Here is a 19,744-nt window from a genome sequence, read left to right as displayed (position 1 = left end):
ACACCTCCTCAAGCGGCGACTCAGATTGCACCAAGGTCATTGAAGTACTTATATGCATCTTTGATGGCCTTTTGAGCCACATCCTGCGAGACACCGGCATTCAAGAGTTGGCGATAAGAGGCCTGAAACTCAGACTGAATACTGGTGGAATAGCCCATCGCCGTTCGGCGGGCCCGCTGAGCCGCACTGATGAGAGCATGGGCCTCTCCACTGGACGAGCGGAGAAGGATCGCCGGGGCGTCACCGCGGGAATAGCCGGAGATCTTATTGTTGACCGCCCACTCGTTCTGGATGATGTGGTGACTCTGCACCATTCCGTCCGCGGCAATGTTTTTGTTGCCGACTGCTCGGTTGACGCCGGGTGAGAGCACGCGGTGCGGCGCAACGTCGTTCACCTGGTGCCCACCCGGCCGCAGCGGGCACGGAACGAGGCCGAGCGGGTCGACGAGATCCGTAGGGTTGCTGACATAGCCGTAGGAATCGGCAGCGGCGAGCAGACCGAGGGGATCGCTGCTGGCATACCGCCCGGTAGCGGGGTCATAGTGGCGTTGAAAGTTGTAGCTCAGGCCCGTTTCCGGGTCGTGGAACTGGCCGGGAAAACGCAGTGGACAGTCGACCCCCGTGGCACTGACATGGGTCGGGAGGCCCCAGATAGTGGTCCGCTGCTGCCAGGCGACCTCGCCGTCCGGGCTGACCAACTCGGTCGGCGTACCCACCAGGTCGGTCACGATCGCGTAGAAGCGGCGGTCCACCTCGCCCTGGTCACCTGCGGCGTCGGTCTGACCGATCGGGGTGAACGAGCCGGGGGCGTACTCCCAGGTGCTGGTGCGGTCGCCGGTCGCGCCCCGGTGGGTCTGCTCGATCAGGCGCGGGCCGTCCCAGGCGAAGTCGACCTGCTCGGCCACCCCGCCGTCGGCGTCGAGGCGCTGCTTGGCGACCCGGCGGCCGAGCGCGTCGTACCGGTAGCGCCAGCGGGTGCCGTCCGGGGTGGTCACCGCGACCAGCCGGTCCTCGCTGTCCCAGGTGTAGCGCCAGGTCGACGGCCTGGTCGAACGCTGCTTGACCTGCCGCAGGATGACCCGGCCGGCGGCGTCGTGCTCGTAGCGCACGTCCCCCGCCCGACGGATCAGGGTGCCTGTGTACTCCCGTTCGCCCCGTGCACCGCCGTCGCCATCCGTTGTGCCGGGCCCGGCGACGCCGCCGGCCGTGGTCCCCGGCCAGGTGGCGGTGGCGACGTTGCCGGCGTCGTCGTAGGTGTACCGCTCGGTCCAGTCGGCGGCCCGCACGGCGGTGATCCGGCCGGCCCGGTCGAGCTCCAGCCGACGCTCGCCGGTGAGCTGGTCGACGACGCCGACCAGGTAGTCGTCGGCGCGGTACCGGTAGGCGCGGTGGGCGACCAGATCGGGCACGCCGCCGACGGCAGGGCTCGCGGTGAGGATCTGGGAGAGCAGCCGGTGGTTGGCGTCCCAGCTCTGCGTCAGGGCGAGGCTGCCGACCGTGCGACGGGTCTCCCGGCCGGCCGCGTCGTGGGCGAAGCCGACCGTCGCGCCGCCGGTGTGCAGCGCCGTGGGCCGGTGGCCGGCGTCGTACTCCCAGGCGCTCTCCACCCCGGAGGGGGTACGTCGGTGGGTGCGCCGGCCGAGCGGGTCGTAGGACGAGGTGACCGCCTGCCCGTCCCGGATCTCGGTGAGCACCCGCCCCAGCGGGTCCCGGTCGAACCGGAGGTCGACCTCGGGCGAGGTGGCGTGCACCAACCGGCCCGTCGGGTCGTACCCGAAGGTGGTGGTGCCCTCGGTGGTGCGCCTCTCCACGACGTTGCCGATGCGGTCGCGGACCAGCTCGATGGTCTGCCCGGCACCGTTGGTCCGGGCCACCAGCTGGCCGGCGGCATCATGGGTGTACGTCTGGACGCGGCCGTTGAAGTCGGTCTCGGCGAGCAGCCGCCCGGCCGGGTCGTAGTCGTAGTGCCAGGTCAGCCCCTGCGGGTTGGTGACCGTGGTGAGGCGCAGCTCGGTGTCGTAGCCGAAGGTCAGCCGGGCGCCGTCCGGCCCGGTACGTGCCACCGGCAGGTCGAAGGCGCCGATCTCGAACTCGGTGGTCGCCCCGGTCGGGTCGGTGTGGGTGACCAGGTTGCCTTCCGGGTCGTAGGTCCACTCCTCGCTCGCCCCGTCGGGGGTGCGCCGCCAGGCGAGCCGTCCCTCGACGGTCCAGCCGAGGTGGGTGGTGCCGCCGACCGGGTCGGTCAGCTCGGTGATCCGGCCGGCCCGGTCACGCCGGTAGCTGGTCACCGCGCCGGTGGGCTCGGTGAGCTGGCTGACCAGCCCGGCGGCATCGGTGGACACCCGCAGCGTGTTGCCGAGCGCGTCGGTCACCTCGGCCAGGTGACCCGTCTCGTCGTAGGCGTAGCGGGTGGTGGCGCCGGTCGGGTCGGTGACCATGGTCAGGTTGCCGCGCTCGTCGTACCCGCGACGCCAGGTCGCGCCGTCGACGTCGGTGACGACCGCCGGCTGGCGCAGGTCGTCGTACGTGGCGGTCGCCCGCGCCCCGTCCGGGCGGGTGACCTCGACCAGGTTCCCGTCGTCATCGTAGGCGTAACGAGTGGTTCGCCCCAGTGGGTCGGTTTCTGTCAGCTTTCGGTCGAGCCTGTCCCAGGTGGCAGCTGTGGCGTTACCCAGCGGATCGGTAAGCAGTTGGATCTGTCCGCGTTCGTTGAGGTGATAGATCGTGCTGTGGCCGAGGGAGTCGACGACCGTGGTCCTGCGGGCGGTCGGGTCGTAGTGCAACCGGGCGGCCAGGTATCCGCCCGACCCGTCGGCCGCCGTGCACCGCCCCTGCTCGTCGTAGGTGTAGCGGTACTCCTGCTCGTTGCGGTCCTGCCAGCGGGTGAGCCGCCCCTCGTCGTCGTAGGTGAACCGCAGTGGACGGCCCGAGGAGTTGGTCACCTCGGCGAGGTGGCCCTCCTCGTCGTAGCCGAACCGGACGAGCGTCAGAGCGTCCTCGGTGGCATCCGCGCCGAGCAGGGTCAGCGCCGCCACCCGGCCATGCAGGGTGTCCACCGCGACGCGGTAGCCGCCGCTGTGCCGGAGCTCCGTGATCTCGCCGGCCCGCCAGTCGAGGTCGAGCCGATGGCCGTTACGGTCGGTAACGGCACACAGCGGCAACACCTGGACGGGCGGTCCCTCCCCCTCCGGTTCGGGCTGGTCGGCAACGGCCTGGAAGTGCAGGCTCCGGCCGGTGTCGGGCTGGTCGACGCGGTAGCCGCCGGTGGTCGGGGTGAGCGGCCAGCGCGGCCCGGTCTCGGGCATGGTCGCGGTCGCGCCGTCGTCGGCCGCGGGCGGCGGATAGGTGAGGACCATGCCGTCCTCGGTGACGAAGCAGACCCCGTCCTCGTCGAGCTCGATCCGCTGGTCCAGGGTGGACGCCCAGGCCGGCCCGAACCACCTGCCGAGCCGGTAGGACGACAGGTGACTGCGGTCCAGCACGACCGGAAGCAGGCCGGGCAGTTCCACGTCGGTCTGGGTGAGGACCACCTCGCCGCTGGCCACGTCGATCGGATCACCCGCGCAGTTGCGCCCCCTCATGGGAATGCTCGGGCGGGGCAGGCCCCCGAGCGCCGAGCGGGCCCGGCCCAGGCCCCTGCCGAGCGCCGGCAACCCTCGTTTGGCCAGGGCCAGGACCGGTTTGCCGAGTTTCAGGATCCTGCCGACGGGCAGGACGGTGAGCGCCGCGTCGATCAGCAGGTCGGTGAGACTGCCCTTGCCGGTGGCCGCGTAGAGCGAGGCGTCGATGATCAGGGCAGCCGCGCCGGCCACGAGGGCGATCGGACCCATGATCGGGGCGAGCACCGGGATGAACGAGAGCAGTCCGGCGACCAGCGAGACGATCTTCAGCGCGCCGGAGAGTTGCCGCAGCAGTTCCTGGTTGTCCCGGATGAAGTTCTGGGCCTGACCTTTCAGGTTCCACCACTTCGGGTTCTCCTTGAACCGCAGGCCCTTGGCCTCGTTGACCACCCGGACGCAGTCCCGCACGGCGGTGGACAGCTCGGTGCGCAACGCGCCGGCCTGGCCGACGCACTCGTCCCAGTCCCGCTGGGCCTGCGAGAGCGCCGCCCCGGCCGGCCCGCTGTCCGAGCGGTACGGGTCGGGTTTGGCGGTGGCCTTCTCCTCCGGCGGCCGGTCGTCCAGCTCCCGTTGGTGCTGCCGGTCGGCCTCCGCCGCGCGTTCGGTGCGACCCTGGGCACTCTGTAGCGCCGCCCACAGGGCTGGCGCGCGCTGCGCCAGGGGACGCATCCGGTCCTGCAACGAGGCCAGCTTGTCAGCGAAGGCGGTCAGGCCGCCGGAAACCCTGCCGAACGCGTCGCCGGTGATCCGCAGGTGCGCCGGCATCCGGGCGTTGAGCCCTTGCCGGAACAGGTCGCCCTCCGGCCCGACGAACTGACTGGTGTCCAGTCCGGTGATCTCGCTGGCGGCCTGCGCCGCCGCCGACCCGAAGCTGTGCCATCTGGCCGCCGACGACCGGATCGCCGACGGGTCGCCTTCCATCCTGAACAGATGCGCCGGAAATTCCGCCATCTCGCCTGGACCTTCCCGTGTCCACGCCTGGATGTCAGCTACGCCGGTCGGTGCTCACCGGGTACGGCCCTACGCCGCCGGTGGAGCGCCGGCATGCTGAGGTGATGCGTCCGGATCTGATCGGCGGACGGACGCCGCCGCCGTAGGCTGGATCAGCCCTGCAGGGTGCCGCGTACCTGGCCGCGCATCTCCTGCACGGAGGTGGTGGTCTGGCCCAGGGCCTGCTTGACCGAGTCGAGGATCTGCTTGACGGTGGTCGCCGCGGTGTTCCACTGGGTCTGGATTCCGTTATATATTTCCATTTCGTCGCCCTCCCAGTTGGCCTTGACCCGGGTGACGAAGTTGGTCAGGTCGTCGAGACTCGCCTGGACCCCGTTGGCGACCGAGGCGATGTCGCCCTGCGCCGATCCGGCGGTCGACTCGTCGTAACTGAAGACATCAGCCATGATCCCCGTAACCTCTCCCGTCAGGCCCGGAACTTGGCGCCATCCCAGTTGGCCGACCCCATGGTCGACTGCAACTGGCTGGTCTGCTCCGAGTGGTAGGTGTCGTACAGCTGGCCGGCGGAGCCGACCCGTCCGGTGATGTCGGTCAGTGCCTTGTTGAGGTCGGCCATCGCCGTGTTCCACCGCTGGGTGAGTTGGTCCCAACTCTGGAAGGCCGCGCCCTTCCAGACGGCGGGCAGCGGCTCGATCGCGCTGATGAAGGAGCGCGCCTGACTGTTCAGTGCGGCGACCGATGTGTCCAGATTGGAGGAGTGCTGATTGACTGCATTGTCAGTGATCGAAAACTTCGCGCCCATCGAAGCCTCCCATGAGTTCGATCCGCAATCACCCAAACATAGACGCTTGACAAAGTTTGATCACCACTTGAGTCGCCTATCTCGCAGAAGGTGAAATTTGATCACCGCAGTCGCAGATCTTCCACGAGTCGGGCGGTCAGCCGAGAAATGACCTCCCGGGTGCCGGGGGCGAGTTCGGGCCATCGCAGCGCACCTTCGGCGCGCAGCGCCGGGTCGTACGGCAGGACCTCGGTCGGCACGGCACCGAGCCCACCGGGCTGCGGCACCGTGGCGGAGGGCCGCGCGTCCCGGCGGGTCAGCACCTGCACGACGATCCGGTCGAGCGGTTCTCGCAGCAACGGGGCGATCCAGGACCGGCAGTCGACCAGCCGCCCGCCGGCGTGCGCGTCGTCGGCCGCCACGAGCACCACCCGGTCCGCCCGGGTCACCACGGCCGGCACGACCGGATCGACGGTCAACGGCGGGGTGTCGACCACGCGGACCGGGAACCACCGGCCGAGGGCAGCCGAGACCGCCCCATACTCGGCCGCCGTGACCGGCGGCTCGACATCGCCCACCGGGCTCGCCAGCAGCAGCGCCCGATCGGCCAGGGACAGGCGTTCCCGCAGCCACCTGTGGCCCACGGCGGGCCCGCGGTCGGTGGCCGCGCCGCGCAGGCCGAGACCGGCCAGCACCGCCCGGGTCGAGCCGTCGGGCCGGACCGCCAGCCGGTCGTGCAGGCCGCCGCCCCGACCGGCGTCCACGGCGAGCACCCCGACGTCCTGGTGCCGGGCCAACAGCGAGGCGACGAGTGCCGCCACCGTCGAGCGACCGCCACCCGGATCCGGTCCGACCACGGCGACCGTCGCCGGCCGGAGCCGGGCCGAGAGGACCGCCGCACGGTGCCGCTCGGCCCGCACCACAGCCGTGAGCCGGGGATCGAGGGCCCGCAACATTGTCCGACCGACCTGTCGGTATTCGGTCATCTCGTTCTCCCACATAGACGGTAGTTGTTACCCTTGCTGCGCGACAGCGGGGAGGCGGGATGACGTACGTTCAGTATCCTTATGCGACGCTGGTGAGCCTAGGCGGAAATCTGACCACCCTCGGAGATCAATTGGAGACCGACCATCGAGGGGTGGTCGACTGCGCCGGGCTGACCGGCGATCACGCCGACATCCAGAGTTCGATCTCCGATTTCCGTGACGAATGGAAGACCAGCCTGTTGGAGTTGATGAACAACATCGGCGAGTGGGGTGGGCTCTCCAGCGCGATCGGTAAGATGGTCGCCGATTTCGACAACCAGGTGGCCACCGCGTTACGTCCGAAGGAATCGTAGGGACGCGGTATGAGTGACGTGTCCATGCGCGACCCGCTGCCCGCGCACGACCTGAAACTCAACCCCCACGCCCCGCACCCGGGGTTCGCGTGGCTGATCGGCATCCCGTCGGACTGGGCGCTGCTGGACACCAATCCGGAGTCCTGGCAGCGCAACGCCGTCCGGCTGGTGGACGAGCGGTTCCTCGGGCAGCGGCTACGCGCCGCCGAGCGTAGGGCGGCGCTCGACTTCGTCGAGCAACTCGTCGCCGACTGTCAACGCGCCGGCACCGTGTTGAGCCTGATCCAGCTGGGTCGGATGTCGACAGGCGTGGTCGGCAGCGCCGGGCTGCACCTGGGCTGGTTCGACTCCGCGCCCCAACCGGCCGGTCTCGCCCTGGTCCGGCAGACCCTGCCGCGCACCGGCACGACGCAGGAGGTCGAGACGCCGGTCGGCCCGGCACTGCTGCACCGCGACGTCGCGTCCACGGTGCCGCCGGGTGGCCTGACCCGGGTGCGTTCGACGGTGCTGCAACTGTTCCTGCCATTGCCCGGCACCACCTGGACCGCCCTGTTGAGCGCCGCGACGCCCCATCCGGAGCTGGACCAGGTCCTCACCGACGTGATCGTCGCGGTGGGCCGCAGCATCGCCCCGGCCGGCCCGGACGACCTGGCGGGCACCGACGGGACGACGCAGTGACCGCGTGCCGGCCCGGGTCGCCCCGGGTCGACGAGCGGCACCGGGCCGGCCATGGCTGACAACCGGGACCGGGTGGTGGTCGAGGCGCACACGCTGCGCACCGCCACCGCCAAGGCCGCGTTGTTGCACGGGTCGCGGCGTGGCCCGCGCGAACTGCGCCGTCCCTACGCGGCAGCGATCGCCAGTCTGGTCGTCGGCGCGCTGTTGCTGGTGGCGGTCTGGGCGATCACCACGATCGGTGGGTTGCTCGCCGACCAACGTCGCCCCCGGGCGGCGGGGGCGGTCGCGCAGTTCGCCACGGGCACGCCGGCCGTCACCGAGCGACCTGTCACCAGCGAGCCGCCGACGACCGCCCCGCCGATCGGGCCCGAGGCACCGGTCACGCCCGAACCGCCGGCCACCCGGATCGCCTGATCGGTCGATGCGCGCAGCCGCGGACTCGACCGGTGGCCCGTCCGCCGGATTCCCCACCTGGCGGGCTGACACGGGGCACTCAGCCGGCCGCCCAGTCGAAGCCGCCGAACACCGCGATCGCCAACGGCACCAGGCTGACCACCGTGACCACCTCGACGAGGTCGAACAGCCGTCGCGTCCGGGCGGCACCGACGTCATCCAGGCGCGGCCGTCCGGCCCAGAGCACCACCGCGGCCACCGCCAGGACACCGGCCACGGTCGTCCAGGCCGCGACCACCCCGTCGGCGTCGGCGAGTCGTACGCCGCCGATCACCACCACGGTGGCCGTGACCGCTGGCGGGACGAGCATGGGCAGCACCTGCCCCCGCCGGGTGAAGGCCCGCGACCGCAGCGCGAACACCAGCCCCAGCGCCCCGCCGAGCGGCGCACCGACACCGGCCCGCGTCAACAGCACCACGCAGACGGCGGTGGCGGCCAGGGCGATGCCGACCACCAGGCCGGAGAGTACGGACTGGCCACGGCGTACTGCCGTCGCGACCAGCTGCCGGCCGACCCACTGGCTCTCCTCCTGGCGGCGCAACAGGTCGACCAGGCCGGCGGCACCGAGGGCGAGCTGCGGTGCCAGCCCCACCGCGAAGACGACCACCACCGCACCGACCGCTGCCGTGCGCTGCGGATCGAGTCCGGCGGTGAGCAGCACGGTGCCGAGCCCGCCGAGCACCGCCATCGTCAGGCCACCGGCGGCGACGCCGTACCAGCGTTCGCCGGCCAGGGCGAGCAGGGCGACGCCGAGCCCGACGCCGAGAGCGGCGGCGGTGTACCGGGCCGGTTCCGGCCAGTGGGCCGTTCGGGCCACCGCCAGGCCGGCGACCAGCCAGGCAGGTGCCGCCGAGGCGATCAGGAGTTCCCCACCGGTCGCGCGGAGCAGGCGGCCGGCCAGCGCCGTCAGCGCGGCCACCGCGACCAGCGTGGTCGCGGCGACGGACGCGGACACCGGCGTGGTGGTGATCGCGTACGTCAACGTCAACACCGCCACCCCGGCCAACCCGGCGCAGCCCGTCATCCGGGCGGAGTCCCGCCATTCGCTGCCGTCGTCGTCCAGGGTGGCCTGTACCTCGTCGACGACGTCGTCGACGATCGGTGGCAGTGGCGCCTGCTCGGGCGGGGTCAGGTAGAGCGTTTCGGCGTCGACGATGCCGGCCTCGTCGAGCGACCGGTGCGGGTCGAGCCCGCCCGCGCCCACCGTGGACAGTCTCCACCGACCGGCCGCCTCGGGGGCCAGCGAGAGCAGCTCACACACCTGTGGCACGAACTCCAGCAGCGGGCGGGACGCCGGAAGGCTGACGTCGAGGGCGCGTCCGCCAGCCACCACTGTCACCCGGGTGAATCGGGATGCCATGACCCTCCGTCCCCGCACGGTCGGCTCAGCGTGTCGACCGGTACTACTCTAGGCAGTCGAAGCACTACCGGTCACCTGGCCGAGGCGCTGATCGGCCCGGCCCGGGAGGGGTCGCGATGACGCAACGGGTGATCCACCGGCCGGCTCGGGTTCCGCCACCGGAGCCGGAGCCGACCGCGCTCGACGTGGTCTCACCACCGGGCATGCCCGACGGTGGCGGCGGGTTCGCCGGCGTCATGCAGGTCTTCCTCCCGATCATGGGTGGCGCCGGCATGTTGCTCATGATGATGGCCAACCAGAACCCGATCATGATGATCGCCGGCCTCGGCATGCTGATCGCCACGGTGTTCGGGGGGATCGCCGCCTACGTCACCCAGCGCACCGGAACGGCCCGCCGGTTCACCCGGCAACGGCAGCGGTACCTGGAGTACATCGACGGCGTACGCGATCAGATCCGGGCGGACGCGGCAGCCCAGCGGGTCGCCGCCCGGCACCGCCACCCCGCTCCGGAGGTGCTTCCCGACCTGCTCCGCGACCCGCACCGGCGGTGGGAACGGCGGCTGGCCGACCCGGATTTCCTCGTGCTGCGGGTCGGGCGCGGGCAGGACCGCCTCTGGCGGCGGGTCACCCTCCAGGCCGACGAGCACAACCCGCTCGTCGAGTTGGATCCGGTCACCCTCGCCGCCGCCCGGCTGGTGGTGGACCGGGACCGGCTGCTCGACGACATGCCGGTCGCGGTGCCGGTCACCGGTGTGGTCTCGGTGGTCGGCAGCCCGGCCGACACCCGCAACCTGGTCCGCGCGTTGGTGGCGCAACTGGTCACCCTGCACGCCCCGGACGACGTACGGCTGGCCTGGTTGCTCGGTGGCACCGCCGGGCCGGAGTTCGACTGGCTCAAGTGGTTTCCGCACTGCCTGCACCCGAGCGAGTACGACGGCCCGGCCCCGCAACGGCTGGTCGCCGCAGAGCCTGCGGCCCTGGCGTCGCTGCTGGCCGCCGAGCTGTCCCGACGCGTCGGTGAGGTCAACCGGGCCCGCCGCCTCGGCGATCCGCACCACCGGTTCCGGGGCGGCCGGCTGGTCGTGGTGGTCGACCAGGTCTCCGCCGGACGCGTCGACCCGCTCGGTCACCTCGACGCCGGCCTGCACCCCGACGACCTGGGCATGGCGGTGGTGGTGCTGGTCGAGGAGCAGCAGTTCGAGCCGTCCGCCGTGGACGTCCGGGTGCGCTGTGTGGGCGATCAGGTCACCGTGGAGGATCTGCGGAAGGTCACCGACACCCGGGCCGAGGAGATCCTGGACCGGCGGAGGCGGTCGAGTGGCGCACCGGCCGGCACGGTGGACCGGATCGGCCTGTCGGAGATCGAGTCGCTGGCCCGGCAGGTGTCGCCGCTGCGACTGGTCGCCGACACCACGAACGACACCCCGCTGGAGGCCACCGTCGACCTGCGGGGCCTGCTCGGCATCGTCGACGAGGCGACCTACGACGTGGCAGCGCTGTGGGCACCCCGGCTGCTGCCGGACTTCCTCACCGTCCCGTTCGGGGTGGGGCCGGACGGCAGCCCGGCGTACCTGGACATCAAGGAGGCCGCGCTGGGCGGGATGGGCCCACACGGACTCTGCGTCGGGGCGACCGGCTCAGGCAAGTCCGAGGTGCTGCGGACACTGGTGCTCACCCTGGCGATGACCCATCCGCCCGAGCGGCTGAGCCTGGTCCTCGTCGACTACAAGGGGGGTGCCACCTTCGCCGGGCTGGAACACCTGCCGCACACCTCGGCGATGATCTCGAACCTCTCCGACGACGCCGGGCTGGTCGACCGGCTGCACGACGCGATCCAGGGCGAGATGAAACGCCGGCAGCAGATCCTGCTCGACGCCGGGCAACTGGCCAACATCACCGAGTACAACAGGCGGCGCGACGCGGGCCGTCCGCTGCCGCCGCTACCCAACCTGATGGTGATCATCGACGAGTTCAGCGAGCTGCTGACCGCCAAACCGGACTTCATCGAGCTCTTCATCGCCATCGGCCGGATCGGCCGGTCGATCGGGGTCCACCAGTTGCTCGCCTCACAACGGTTGGAGGAGGGCCGGCTGCGCGGGCTGGAGTCGTTCCTGTCCTACCGGTTGGGGCTGCGCACCTTCAACGAACAGGAGAGCAGGACCGTGCTGGGGGTGCCCGACGCGTACCGGTTGCCGTCGCTGCCCGGTTCCGGCTATCTGAAGGTCGACACCACGGTCTTCGAGCGGTTCAAGGCGGCGTACGTCTCCGACACGTACCGGCCGCCGGCCGGCGAGGAGGTGGTCGACGCCGCGCCCGACCCGGTGGTCTTCCTGATGTACAACGTGGCCCGGCACCTGCCGAAACCGTTGGTCCCCGACGAGCCGCACCCGGACTCCGAGAGCGTGACCGCACCGAGCACGCTGGACGTGGTGGTCGGCCGGCTCCGTGAGCACGGGCGGCAGGCACACCGGATCTGGTTGCCGCCATTGCCCGCCGCGCTGCCGCTGGACGCGGTCACCGGCCCGCTGGAGACCGATCCGGCGTACGGGCTGGTGGCCCCGGTCCAGCGGCGCGGACGGCTACGGATCCCGGTCGGCCTGCTCGACCGGCCCACCGAGCAGAAGCAGGAGCCGTTCGTCCTGGACCTCTCCGGTAGCGGAGGGCACGTCTGCGTGCTCGGTGCGCCACAGACCGGCAAGTCGACCTTCCTGCGCAGCCTGGTGGTCGGTGCCGCGCTGACCCACACCCCGCAGGACATCGCGTTCTACTGCATCGACGTGGGCGGTGGGGCATTGAACGCGCTGGCCGGGCTGCCCCACGTCGGCGGGGTGGCCGGTCGGCTGGACCCGGACCGGATCCGCCGGACGGTTTCCGAGGTCGGCATGCTGATGACCGAGCGAGAGGAACTCTTCGCCGCCCGGGGGATCGACTCGATCGACACCATGCGGCGGATGCACCGGGAGGGTCGGCTGCCCGAGTTGCCGGCCGCCGACGTCGTACTGGTGATCGACAACTATCCGGTGCTGAAAACCGAGTTCGAGGATCTGGCCGACCTGGTGCAGGACATCGGTGCGCGGGGTCTCGGCTACGCCGTGCACCTGGTGTTGACCGCGGGGCGCTGGGCGGATCTGCGGATGCAGCTCCAGGCGGTGATCGGCTCCAAGATCGAGTTCAGGTTGAACGATCCGCTGGACTCGACGATCAAGCGGCAGGCGGCCGAGAACCTGCGGGCCGACACCCCGGGTCGCTGCCTGACCCAGGACGCGCTGATGGCTCATGTGGCGTTGCCGCGCATCGACGGCATCGACGACGTCGGCACGCTGCCGAAGGGCCTGGACGATCTGGTCTCCCGGGTGGCCGCGGCCTGGACCGGGCCGCCCGCCCCGGCCATCCGGATGCTGCCCACCATGGTCGGGTACGCCGAGGTGGCCGCCGGGCCGCCACCCGAGGGGCGGATCCGGCTCGGGCTCGACGAGGCCGAGCTGCGCCCCACCATGCTCGACCTGTTCGGCACCGACCAGCACCTGCTCGTCTTCGGCGACGCGGCCAGCGGCAAGACCTCCCTGCTCCGGCTGCTGGTGCGGGACCTGACCGCGCAGTTCACCGATGACCAGGTCGTCTTCGCGGTCATCGACCTGCGCCGGACGATGCTGGACGTCGTACCCGAGCCCTATCGCGGTGCCTATGCGGGCACCGCGAGCGCCGCTCAGGGGTTGGTGCACGGCGTTGCCGAGGAGATCCGCCGGCGGCTGCCCCCGGACACGCTGACCGTCGAGCAGTTGCGGGCCCGCTCCTGGTGGTCCGGGCCGGAGGTCGTGGTGTTGTGCGACGACTACGACCTGCTCCCCGGCGGCGGGGCCGGGCCGCTGGCCCCGTTTCTGGACTTCCTGCCGCAGTCCCGCGACCTCGGCTTCCACCTGGTGCTGGCGCGGCGAAGCGGAGGTGCCGGCCGGGCGATCCACGAGCCGGTGCCGCAACGAATGAAGGAAGTCGGCTGCGCGGGACTGCTACTTTCGGGTGAACGGCAGGAGGGCCAACTCTGGCCGCAGACCCACCTCTCCGTCCAACCTCCGGGCCGCGGGCGGCTGATGCGTCGCGGCCGTCGCCCCACGCTCGTTCAGCTGGCGTACGTCGAACCGAGCTGAGCCTCGATCCACCGATGAACGCCAGGTCGGCGGGCCCCTGAGCCCTCTGGACTGGAGGGACAGGAGTCACGAGCTTCCAGCTTCTCGTCGGCGGTCGCGGCGGGCAGGTCGATGGGACACCGGCCTCCCGCAGCGCCCCTGACCTGCCCGTCACGATGACAATGGCTCAAGCGTTCGGGGTGGCGTTGTGCTATGGGTCGGCGAAGGCGCCCGCGCGGGCGGCGGTGGTCGCGCTACGGGCGACACGGTGGGGAAGGTCCGCGTCCGTCGCCGCCCGCAGGAGTACGAGCTCGTGGTACAGCGGGGCGGTGGTGGCGATGAGCAGTCGGCGCGTATCGGTGCCCGGCGGAATCTCACCGCGCTCGACGGCGCGTCGGGTGATGTCGGCGCAGCGGTCGTACCGGCCAGCCCAGAAGGCGCTCAGGGCCTGGGCGGCCCGCTCGGACCGGAAGGACGCGGTGATCAGCGCGATGGTCACCGGGTCGGTGGTCAGTGCGGTGTAGACCTCGCGGTTGACCCCGACCAGGTCACCTTCGAGCGATCCCGTGTCGGGTGGACGCCAGGCGTCGGCACCCGCCTCGTTGAGGACGTCGGCGAGCAGGCCACCGACGTCCCGCCAGCGCCGGTAGACCGTCGTGCGGTGGACACCCGAGCGTTCGGCGACCACCTCGATGCTCAGGGAGTCGTAGCCGTGCTGGACCAACTGGGCGAGCGCGGCGTCGAGGACGCGGCGGCGGACCGCCGCGCTGCGTCCGCCGGGTCGGCGCGCGGGGCCGGTGATCGTCCCGTCGGGATGATCGCTTGTCGGTGGTGGCGACGCCATGCCAGGATGTTATCGCTACAACCGTAGCCTTAACGAGTGAGGTTCTCCGTGACACCCGACCCGACGGCTCCTCACCCGATGGCGACGCAGCCGCGTGTGGTGTTTCTCAAGCCGCCGGTCACCTCCCCCGGGATCGTCGTCGGGAAATACACGTACTACGACGATCCCGACGACCCGACCGGCTTCGAGCAGCGCAACGTGCTCTACCACCTCGGGCCGGAACAGCTGGTCCTCGGCAGGTTCTGTGCCATCACGGCGGGAACCCGGTTCCTGATGGCCGGCACACCCGCCGAGATCGGACGCATCGCCGTCGACAACGAACTGGAGCGAACCCCGTGACATCCGTCGTCATCCAGGAACACCCGGTGGCCGACGCCGGCAGCGGCCTGTACGGCGTCACCACCGGACCCGACGGCGCCCTGTGGTTCACCCTCGCCCACAGCGGCCAGGTCGGACGTGTGGTCCCGGGCGAGGAACCCACCACCTACCTCGTCGACCCCGCCGGGCAGCCCACGATCATCGTCCCCGGCCCCGACGGCGCGCTGTGGTTCACCGAGTCCCGGGCCCACCGGATCAGCCGGATCACCACCGACGGCGAGACCACCCACTTCGCCGTACCCAGCCGCGACGGTGGACCGTACGGCATCGCGCCCGGACCCGACGGTGCCCTGTGGTTCACCGAGATGAACGCCGACCGCATCGGCCGGATCACCACCGACGGTGCGGTCACCGAGTTCCCGCTCCCGGTCACCGGTGCCTACCCGTCGGCCATCACCGCCGGCGTCGACGACGCCATGTGGTTCACGATGAACCAGGCGAACGCGATCGGCCGGATCGGCACCGACGGCACCGTCACCACGTTTCCGCTGCCCACGGAGGCCGCCGCCCCGGTAGGGATCACCGCCGGCCCCGACGCAGCCGTCTGGTTCGTCGAGATCACCGCCGGCCAGATCGGGCGGATCACCCCCGACGGCACGATCGACGAGTTCGCGCTACCCGACCGCGCCGGCCGCCCCCACGCCATCACCACCAGCGGCAGCGGCGCCCTGTGGTTCACCGAGTGGGCAGGTAACCGGGTCGGCTCCATCACCACCGACGGGACGATCGAAGTCCATGACCTGCCCACGCCGCACTGCGAGCCGCACGGCATCACCCGCGGACCCGACGGCGCCCTGTGGGCGGCCCTGGAGAACGGCATCCTGGCCCGCATCGACACCACAGGTCGGTGAGGGCGGGCGGGCCGCGTGCTGGTGCTTCCGCGTCTGTCGTGGGCCGGGCACTCGGCAGCGTCACCACCGGACGCTGGCCGACGGGTGGCCACGGGCCGGCGGGTGGTTGACGCAGCAGGCGCGGTCGTGACGACGTGGTCGTCCGATCTGTGCCAGGATTCCGCTGTGGCGACGATCGAAGTGGTGCTGGGCGACATCACGCGGGAGGACGTGGACGTCATCGTCACGGCCGCGAACGAGTCGCTGCTGGGTGGCGGTGGTGTCGACGGGGCGGTCCACCGCGCCGCCGGTCCCCGGCTGGCCAGGGCAGGAGGCGCGATCGGCCCCTGCCCGCCGGGTGACGCGATGCCGACGCCGGCGTTCGACCTCGACCCGCCGGTACGACACGTCATCCACACGGTCGGGCCGGTCTGGGAGGGCGGCGGCCACGGCGAGGACGAGGTGCTGGCCTCCTGCTACCGCAGGAGCCTGCAGGTCGCCGACGAACTCGACGCCCGGACCGTGGCGTTTCCCGCGATCGCCACCGGTGTGTACGGCTTCCCGGCCGAGCGGGCGGCACGGATCGCCGTGGCGACGCTCAGATCCACACCGACGAACGTGCACCGGATACGACTCGTCGCCTTCGACGACGACACCCGGGACCACCTGCACGCCGCACTGACCGCCACGGCCGGCTGACCGGCCGGGGCGTCTCGCCATCGCGGCTGCGCCGGCGGCACGTGGCGTTCGTTCCATTGGCGCAGCTCTTCCTGCGCGATGTTCTCCGCGACGGCGACGACGTGCCGGTCAGACGCCACGGTCCCGCTCGACGGCGTACGTGATCGGATCGTCTCCCGATCGCGTACGCCGTCGTCTCGCCGGGTGGTGACTACGGCAGCAGGACGATTTTGCCGACGGGCCGCCCGGAGCAGCTGAGGTCGGCGGCCTCCCGGACGGCATCGAGGGTGAAGGTGCGGGCGATCGTGACGGTCAGGAGCCCGCTGCCGGCCAGCCGGGCGATCTTGTCGAGCAGGTCGTAGCGCATGCCGATATACGTGCTCCGGGTACCGAGTTCCGCCGCGGCGACGAAGTCCGAGCTGGTCAGGACCCGGTCGGGGTCGCCGGTCAGGTCGATCGTGGCCGGCAGCGCACTACCGGACGGGCTGGCCCGGCCGGGGCGGTCGGCCCGGCAGCACATACCGAACACAAGCTTCACAGTCCGCACGCCGGCAGAACAGAAGCACCCGCCATGCCGCACGGGAAGTCCGGGATCAACCGCCGCAACAGAAGCAGCGATCCCGGACCACATCTCAGCTGACCACTCAGCCAATCAATCGACATGCATCGATCAATACATCGACATTAGCTACAGGTGTTTGACGGCAGCCGTGACGGCAACCCAGGCGGACCGCTACGACCAACGACAACGCTTCATCACCTACAGTGAGATTCTAGGTTTTCGCCAGCGGCGCAGGGGTCACCGCCGAAAGGGTTCTATTCCAGCGACGTAGTACGGACTTCGTGATCTCATGAAGGTAAATCAGTCGAAGGGCCATAGTTGGTGGCCAAGATGGCGGCGTACTCCCCGGGGACGGTCCGACCCGCGAAGGCCAAGGGAAGATACGTATCCAACGCTCCTGACACCCCCAGAAAAGGCCCGAACTGGGTGCGCCATTCATTCCGCACAGTCGCATTCGGGAAACCCTGGAAAACCGCAATTTCGGCATCCCTCTCGCCCCAGCACCCCCATCTTCCGGAGGGCCCGGTCACAGCAATGACTTTAGCCGAGATCGCGATCGACCCCATAACGTCATCGTCGGGCTCATAACCGATCGCCGCCCAGTAGTCGTCTAAATCAGCCTCGACAGACAGCGACACCGCCGGATACACACGATACTCCGGAAAGTAGAACTCATCGCAATCTGGTTCAAGAACCAGCAGCTCAACCTGTCGATCGCCATGCCATCCGGCCATCGCGCGAAGCGCCGGCCAGAACTCCGGGGCGAGGACCGCGTCAAACTCACAGAACAGCGAGTTCCGCGCATCCCCCCTAAAGACCTGGTTGGGTAGCCTGGCATTAGGATTAAAGACTGTCGAAACATGGGTGCGAACGTCCAAATATCCTTTGCGATCAGCCACGATCGAACCCACCCTTACCATCAGTCGTCGCCCAATCTGATCTTAATATCGGCCTTTTTGGATCCCGCTTTGTAGAAGTCGGCCGTCCACCCTCCGTAACTGTCAGCCTTCCCGCGAAGGAAGTACCTTGCCCCATCCTTCTCGTACATGATGTTGGGGCCCTTGTCGGTACGGATCCACCCATTTGCCTCAAGGTTTCGCCCGAATTCATTGGGGCCGACATCAGTAAGTCTATTCGGCATGCGGGCGCCAGGGCTTGTGATGTCCTCATACTTTGAGGCAGTCCGACAACCATTGGTGTTGTGGACGAGCACTGGCGTGTTGCCGGCGAGTACATAGTACGTGTGGATGGAACTGACCGTGAGGTTGTAGGCGAGGGATGTCTGGGTCGATGAGCGGACGAGGCCACCGACGGTGTGGAGTCCACGGGGGCTGAGGACCAGATCACCGGGATCGAGTTGGTCGGCTCGCTGCCACTGGCGGTCGGTGTGGTTCCAGAAGGGGTGGTCCTCGGTGGTGGTGAGGAGTGCGCCGCCGACCTCGAGGTCGATCAACTCGTCTGGATGAATCCACACGTGCTCAACGACCCGTGGACCTTGTGCGCCGGACTCTGGGTCTGCGGCGATCACTTCGTCGCCTGGCTGCACCTCATCCAGGCGCTTGGCCGCACCGTCGGCCATCAGGACCTTCGTGTCCCCGCTGAAGCTACAGGCTCCCGTCAGCGGAGAACCCTTTCCTGGCCCGACACCACGACTTCCGAGCTTTCCCGCAAGGCCGAGAATTGGCAGGGAATCGTCTGCCGGAAGATTCTCTGCCATAAAATCGAAATGCTTACTCCAGAGCTCTTCGGTCCACTTCCCACAGCCACCAGGGTTGCCCATCTCGTAACAGATACTCATCGCGAGTTCACGCTCATCTGAGCGCACTAAATCGAAGCTGGAGACGCCTTGGCTGAACTTCTCGCCCAAAGGCGCCAGGCCACCCGGGTACTGCTCGGCACCGGCTGGTCCACCAACTACAGCACCTTCGGCATCGCCAACGTCGTCGGCGACAGCACACCCGACGTATACGCCCGCCTGACCAGCACCGGCATCCTCAACCTGTACGACTTCCCACCCAACAACGTCAGCCAGGTCGGCACCGGCTGGGGCAACTTCACCTCATTCGGCCTCACCGACTTCAACAGTGACGGCAAACCTGATGTCATCGCCCGCGACAACTCCACCGGCACCGTGTATCTCTACCCGGGCGCTGCCAACGGACTACTGAGCCCGAGAACCTCCATCGCCACCGGCTGGTAGTCAACTGGACGAGTCGGGCGGCACCACCGCCGCGGGGCCGTACCGGACGCCAACCCGGCTCCGTCCGTAGGCCGCTTATCGGATTGGGTGTCGCTGCGACCATGCATCTGGCCGCAGCGACACCCAACTCCGCTTCTATCCCTTGACGGTGACCTGGTGGTTTCCACAGGCAGCGATCAACCTGGGAACTGCGGCAGCCAGGTTGAACTGCCGGAAGTCCGCTGTTGCCGGCGAAGCGCGAGGATTCTGCACCCGCTGTACCGCGCCCGCCGCGAAGACCCCCGCAGACTTCAGATCCTCATGAGTGGAACGCTGAAACAGCTCCCCCACCCGCTGCACCTCATCGTCGGGAACAACCTCACCCCGCGCGGCCCGCACCACGAACCCCGCCGAGCGACACGCGGTCACCCCCGGATCCTCATCCTTCCGGTCAACAAACTGCCAGTATGCCGCCGCGCCACCGCCACCCAGAGCGAGCAGAACAAGGAACACCACCAACAGGCCGACCCACCGGCGTCGCCTCGGCACCTTGGCGGCGGACTCCGCCACGGAGGGGTCGTCAGTCACACGAACGTCCTTTCTGCACTCACAACAACAAGGGCGGCAGGTTACCACCTTGGTTGGGCTGAACTCCTCGATCAAGCTCCATCACCTGCGGCTATACCGCCTTCACCGGCGAGCGCGACACCGCGCGAAATTCACCTTCCGGTAATCAAGGCGTGATGGCCAGAGCGTCCGAGGTGGGTCCGTCGCCGATCTCCCCGGCCAGGACGTTCCCCGCCGCGGCAACCCGGCTGAGCTAAGCGCGGAAATCGGCGCGCATCTAAGGGATGTCTCGTAACTCGGTGGCGGGTCCATGGTGGATCATGTTGTGGTGCAGGTGATCACGGCGGCGCGCTCGGAGTGGATCTTCCCGTTCACCGGGCTGCAGCCCGCCCAGTTCCGC

General features: G+C 69.7%; 17 protein-coding genes and 1 pseudogene. 8 read left to right on the top strand and 10 right to left on the bottom strand.

The window, feature by feature from the left end; all coding sequences use genetic code 11:
* Positions 1–20: 20 nt before the first annotated feature.
* The 4 genes from JQN84_RS28485 to JQN84_RS28470 all read right to left on the bottom strand — a co-directional run bounded on the left by JQN84_RS28485 (position 21) and on the right by JQN84_RS28470 (position 6,338).
* Positions 21–4,571 (bottom strand): DUF6531 domain-containing protein, encoded by a 4,551-nt coding sequence (locus JQN84_RS28485; protein ID WP_204961656.1) that lies wholly within the window; start codon positions 4,569–4,571, stop codon positions 21–23.
* Positions 4,572–4,723: 152 nt separating this feature from the next.
* Positions 4,724–5,017 carry a WXG100 family type VII secretion target gene (locus JQN84_RS28480; RefSeq protein WP_204961655.1) on the bottom strand — a complete coding sequence of 98 codons (294 nt, stop codon included), beginning with the start codon at positions 5,015–5,017 and terminating at the stop codon, positions 4,724–4,726.
* A 20-nt stretch (positions 5,018–5,037) separates the two neighbouring features.
* Positions 5,038–5,373, bottom strand: coding sequence for a WXG100 family type VII secretion target (locus JQN84_RS28475; protein WP_204961654.1), 336 nt, complete (start codon positions 5,371–5,373; stop codon positions 5,038–5,040).
* A 101-nt stretch (positions 5,374–5,474) separates the two neighbouring features.
* Positions 5,475–6,338: a CpaE/TadZ family protein gene (locus tag JQN84_RS28470; protein ID WP_204961653.1), complete on the bottom strand. Its 864-nt coding sequence runs from the start codon at positions 6,336–6,338 to the stop codon at positions 5,475–5,477.
* A gap of 59 nt (positions 6,339–6,397) precedes the next feature.
* On the opposite strand from JQN84_RS28470, the gene JQN84_RS28465 reads away from it, so the two are divergent.
* The 3 genes from JQN84_RS28465 to JQN84_RS28455 are packed head-to-tail and all read left to right on the top strand — an operon-like array spanning position 6,398 to position 7,783.
* Positions 6,398–6,691, top strand: a complete 294-nt coding sequence (locus tag JQN84_RS28465) for a hypothetical protein (RefSeq protein ID WP_204961652.1) — start codon at positions 6,398–6,400, stop codon at positions 6,689–6,691.
* A gap of 9 nt (positions 6,692–6,700) precedes the next feature.
* On the top strand, positions 6,701–7,369 hold the full coding sequence (locus tag JQN84_RS28460) for a hypothetical protein (RefSeq protein WP_204961651.1): 669 nt from the start codon (positions 6,701–6,703) through the stop codon (positions 7,367–7,369).
* A gap of 51 nt (positions 7,370–7,420) precedes the next feature.
* Complete coding sequence (locus tag JQN84_RS28455) at positions 7,421–7,783, top strand: hypothetical protein (protein WP_204961650.1); 363 nt, start codon at positions 7,421–7,423, stop codon at positions 7,781–7,783.
* 79 nt (positions 7,784–7,862) lie between these two features.
* Here JQN84_RS28455 and eccD read toward each other — a convergent pair whose 3' ends face one another.
* The gene (eccD, locus tag JQN84_RS28450) at positions 7,863–9,182 is read right to left on the bottom strand and encodes a type VII secretion integral membrane protein EccD (RefSeq protein ID WP_204961649.1); all 1,320 of its coding nucleotides are present in this window, start codon (positions 9,180–9,182) and stop codon (positions 7,863–7,865) included.
* Between the two features lie 116 nt (positions 9,183–9,298).
* Here eccD and eccCa point away from each other — a divergent pair, with 116 nt between their 5' ends.
* Complete coding sequence (gene eccCa / locus JQN84_RS28445; protein WP_204961648.1) at positions 9,299–13,327, top strand: type VII secretion protein EccCa; 4,029 nt, start codon at positions 9,299–9,301, stop codon at positions 13,325–13,327.
* A 190-nt stretch (positions 13,328–13,517) separates the two neighbouring features.
* Here the strand turns inward: eccCa and JQN84_RS28440 are convergent, their stop codons facing one another.
* Complete coding sequence (locus tag JQN84_RS28440; protein ID WP_204961647.1) at positions 13,518–14,150, bottom strand: TetR/AcrR family transcriptional regulator; 633 nt, start codon at positions 14,148–14,150, stop codon at positions 13,518–13,520.
* Between the two features lie 78 nt (positions 14,151–14,228).
* Between JQN84_RS28440 and JQN84_RS28435 the strand changes: the two are divergent.
* The 3 genes and pseudogenes from JQN84_RS28435 to JQN84_RS28425 form a co-directional block, all read left to right on the top strand.
* Positions 14,229–14,432: pseudogene (locus tag JQN84_RS28435) on the top strand (antibiotic acetyltransferase); the annotation flags it as partial.
* 53 nt (positions 14,433–14,485) lie between these two features.
* A complete protein-coding gene (locus tag JQN84_RS28430; RefSeq protein ID WP_204961646.1) occupies positions 14,486–15,379 on the top strand; it encodes a Vgb family protein in 894 nt (297 codons plus the stop codon).
* A gap of 165 nt (positions 15,380–15,544) precedes the next feature.
* Entirely contained in the window at positions 15,545–16,057 is a 513-nt protein-coding gene (locus JQN84_RS28425; RefSeq protein WP_204961645.1) for an O-acetyl-ADP-ribose deacetylase, read from the top strand.
* A 190-nt stretch (positions 16,058–16,247) separates the two neighbouring features.
* Here JQN84_RS28425 and JQN84_RS32010 read toward each other — a convergent pair whose 3' ends face one another.
* From JQN84_RS32010 to JQN84_RS28410, 3 genes are all read right to left on the bottom strand, one after another.
* Positions 16,248–16,574: a zinc-binding dehydrogenase gene (locus JQN84_RS32010; protein ID WP_204961644.1), complete on the bottom strand. Its 327-nt coding sequence runs from the start codon at positions 16,572–16,574 to the stop codon at positions 16,248–16,250.
* 311 nt (positions 16,575–16,885) lie between these two features.
* A complete protein-coding gene (locus JQN84_RS28415; protein ID WP_204961643.1) occupies positions 16,886–17,497 on the bottom strand; it encodes a hypothetical protein in 612 nt (203 codons plus the stop codon).
* Between the two features lie 20 nt (positions 17,498–17,517).
* Positions 17,518–18,465, bottom strand: coding sequence for a Hint domain-containing protein (locus JQN84_RS28410; protein ID WP_307821465.1), 948 nt, complete (start codon positions 18,463–18,465; stop codon positions 17,518–17,520).
* Here JQN84_RS28410 and JQN84_RS28405 point away from each other — a divergent pair.
* Positions 18,445–18,798 carry an FG-GAP repeat domain-containing protein gene (locus JQN84_RS28405; protein ID WP_204961642.1) on the top strand — a complete coding sequence of 118 codons (354 nt, stop codon included), beginning with the start codon at positions 18,445–18,447 and terminating at the stop codon, positions 18,796–18,798. The two genes, JQN84_RS28410 and JQN84_RS28405, sit on opposite strands and share 21 nt — an antisense overlap.
* Before the next feature lie 135 nt (positions 18,799–18,933).
* Here JQN84_RS28405 and JQN84_RS28400 read toward each other — a convergent pair whose 3' ends face one another.
* Positions 18,934–19,365, bottom strand: coding sequence for a hypothetical protein (locus tag JQN84_RS28400; protein WP_204961641.1), 432 nt, complete (start codon positions 19,363–19,365; stop codon positions 18,934–18,936).
* Positions 19,366–19,744: the final 379 nt, after the last annotated feature.

Source organism: Micromonospora humidisoli, assembly GCF_016900955.1.
GTDB classification, from domain to species: Bacteria; Actinomycetota; Actinomycetes; order Mycobacteriales; family Micromonosporaceae; genus Micromonospora; species Micromonospora wenchangensis.
Note: the sequence above shows the minus strand (reverse complement) of the source record. Positions and strands in the feature narration are given on the sequence as shown.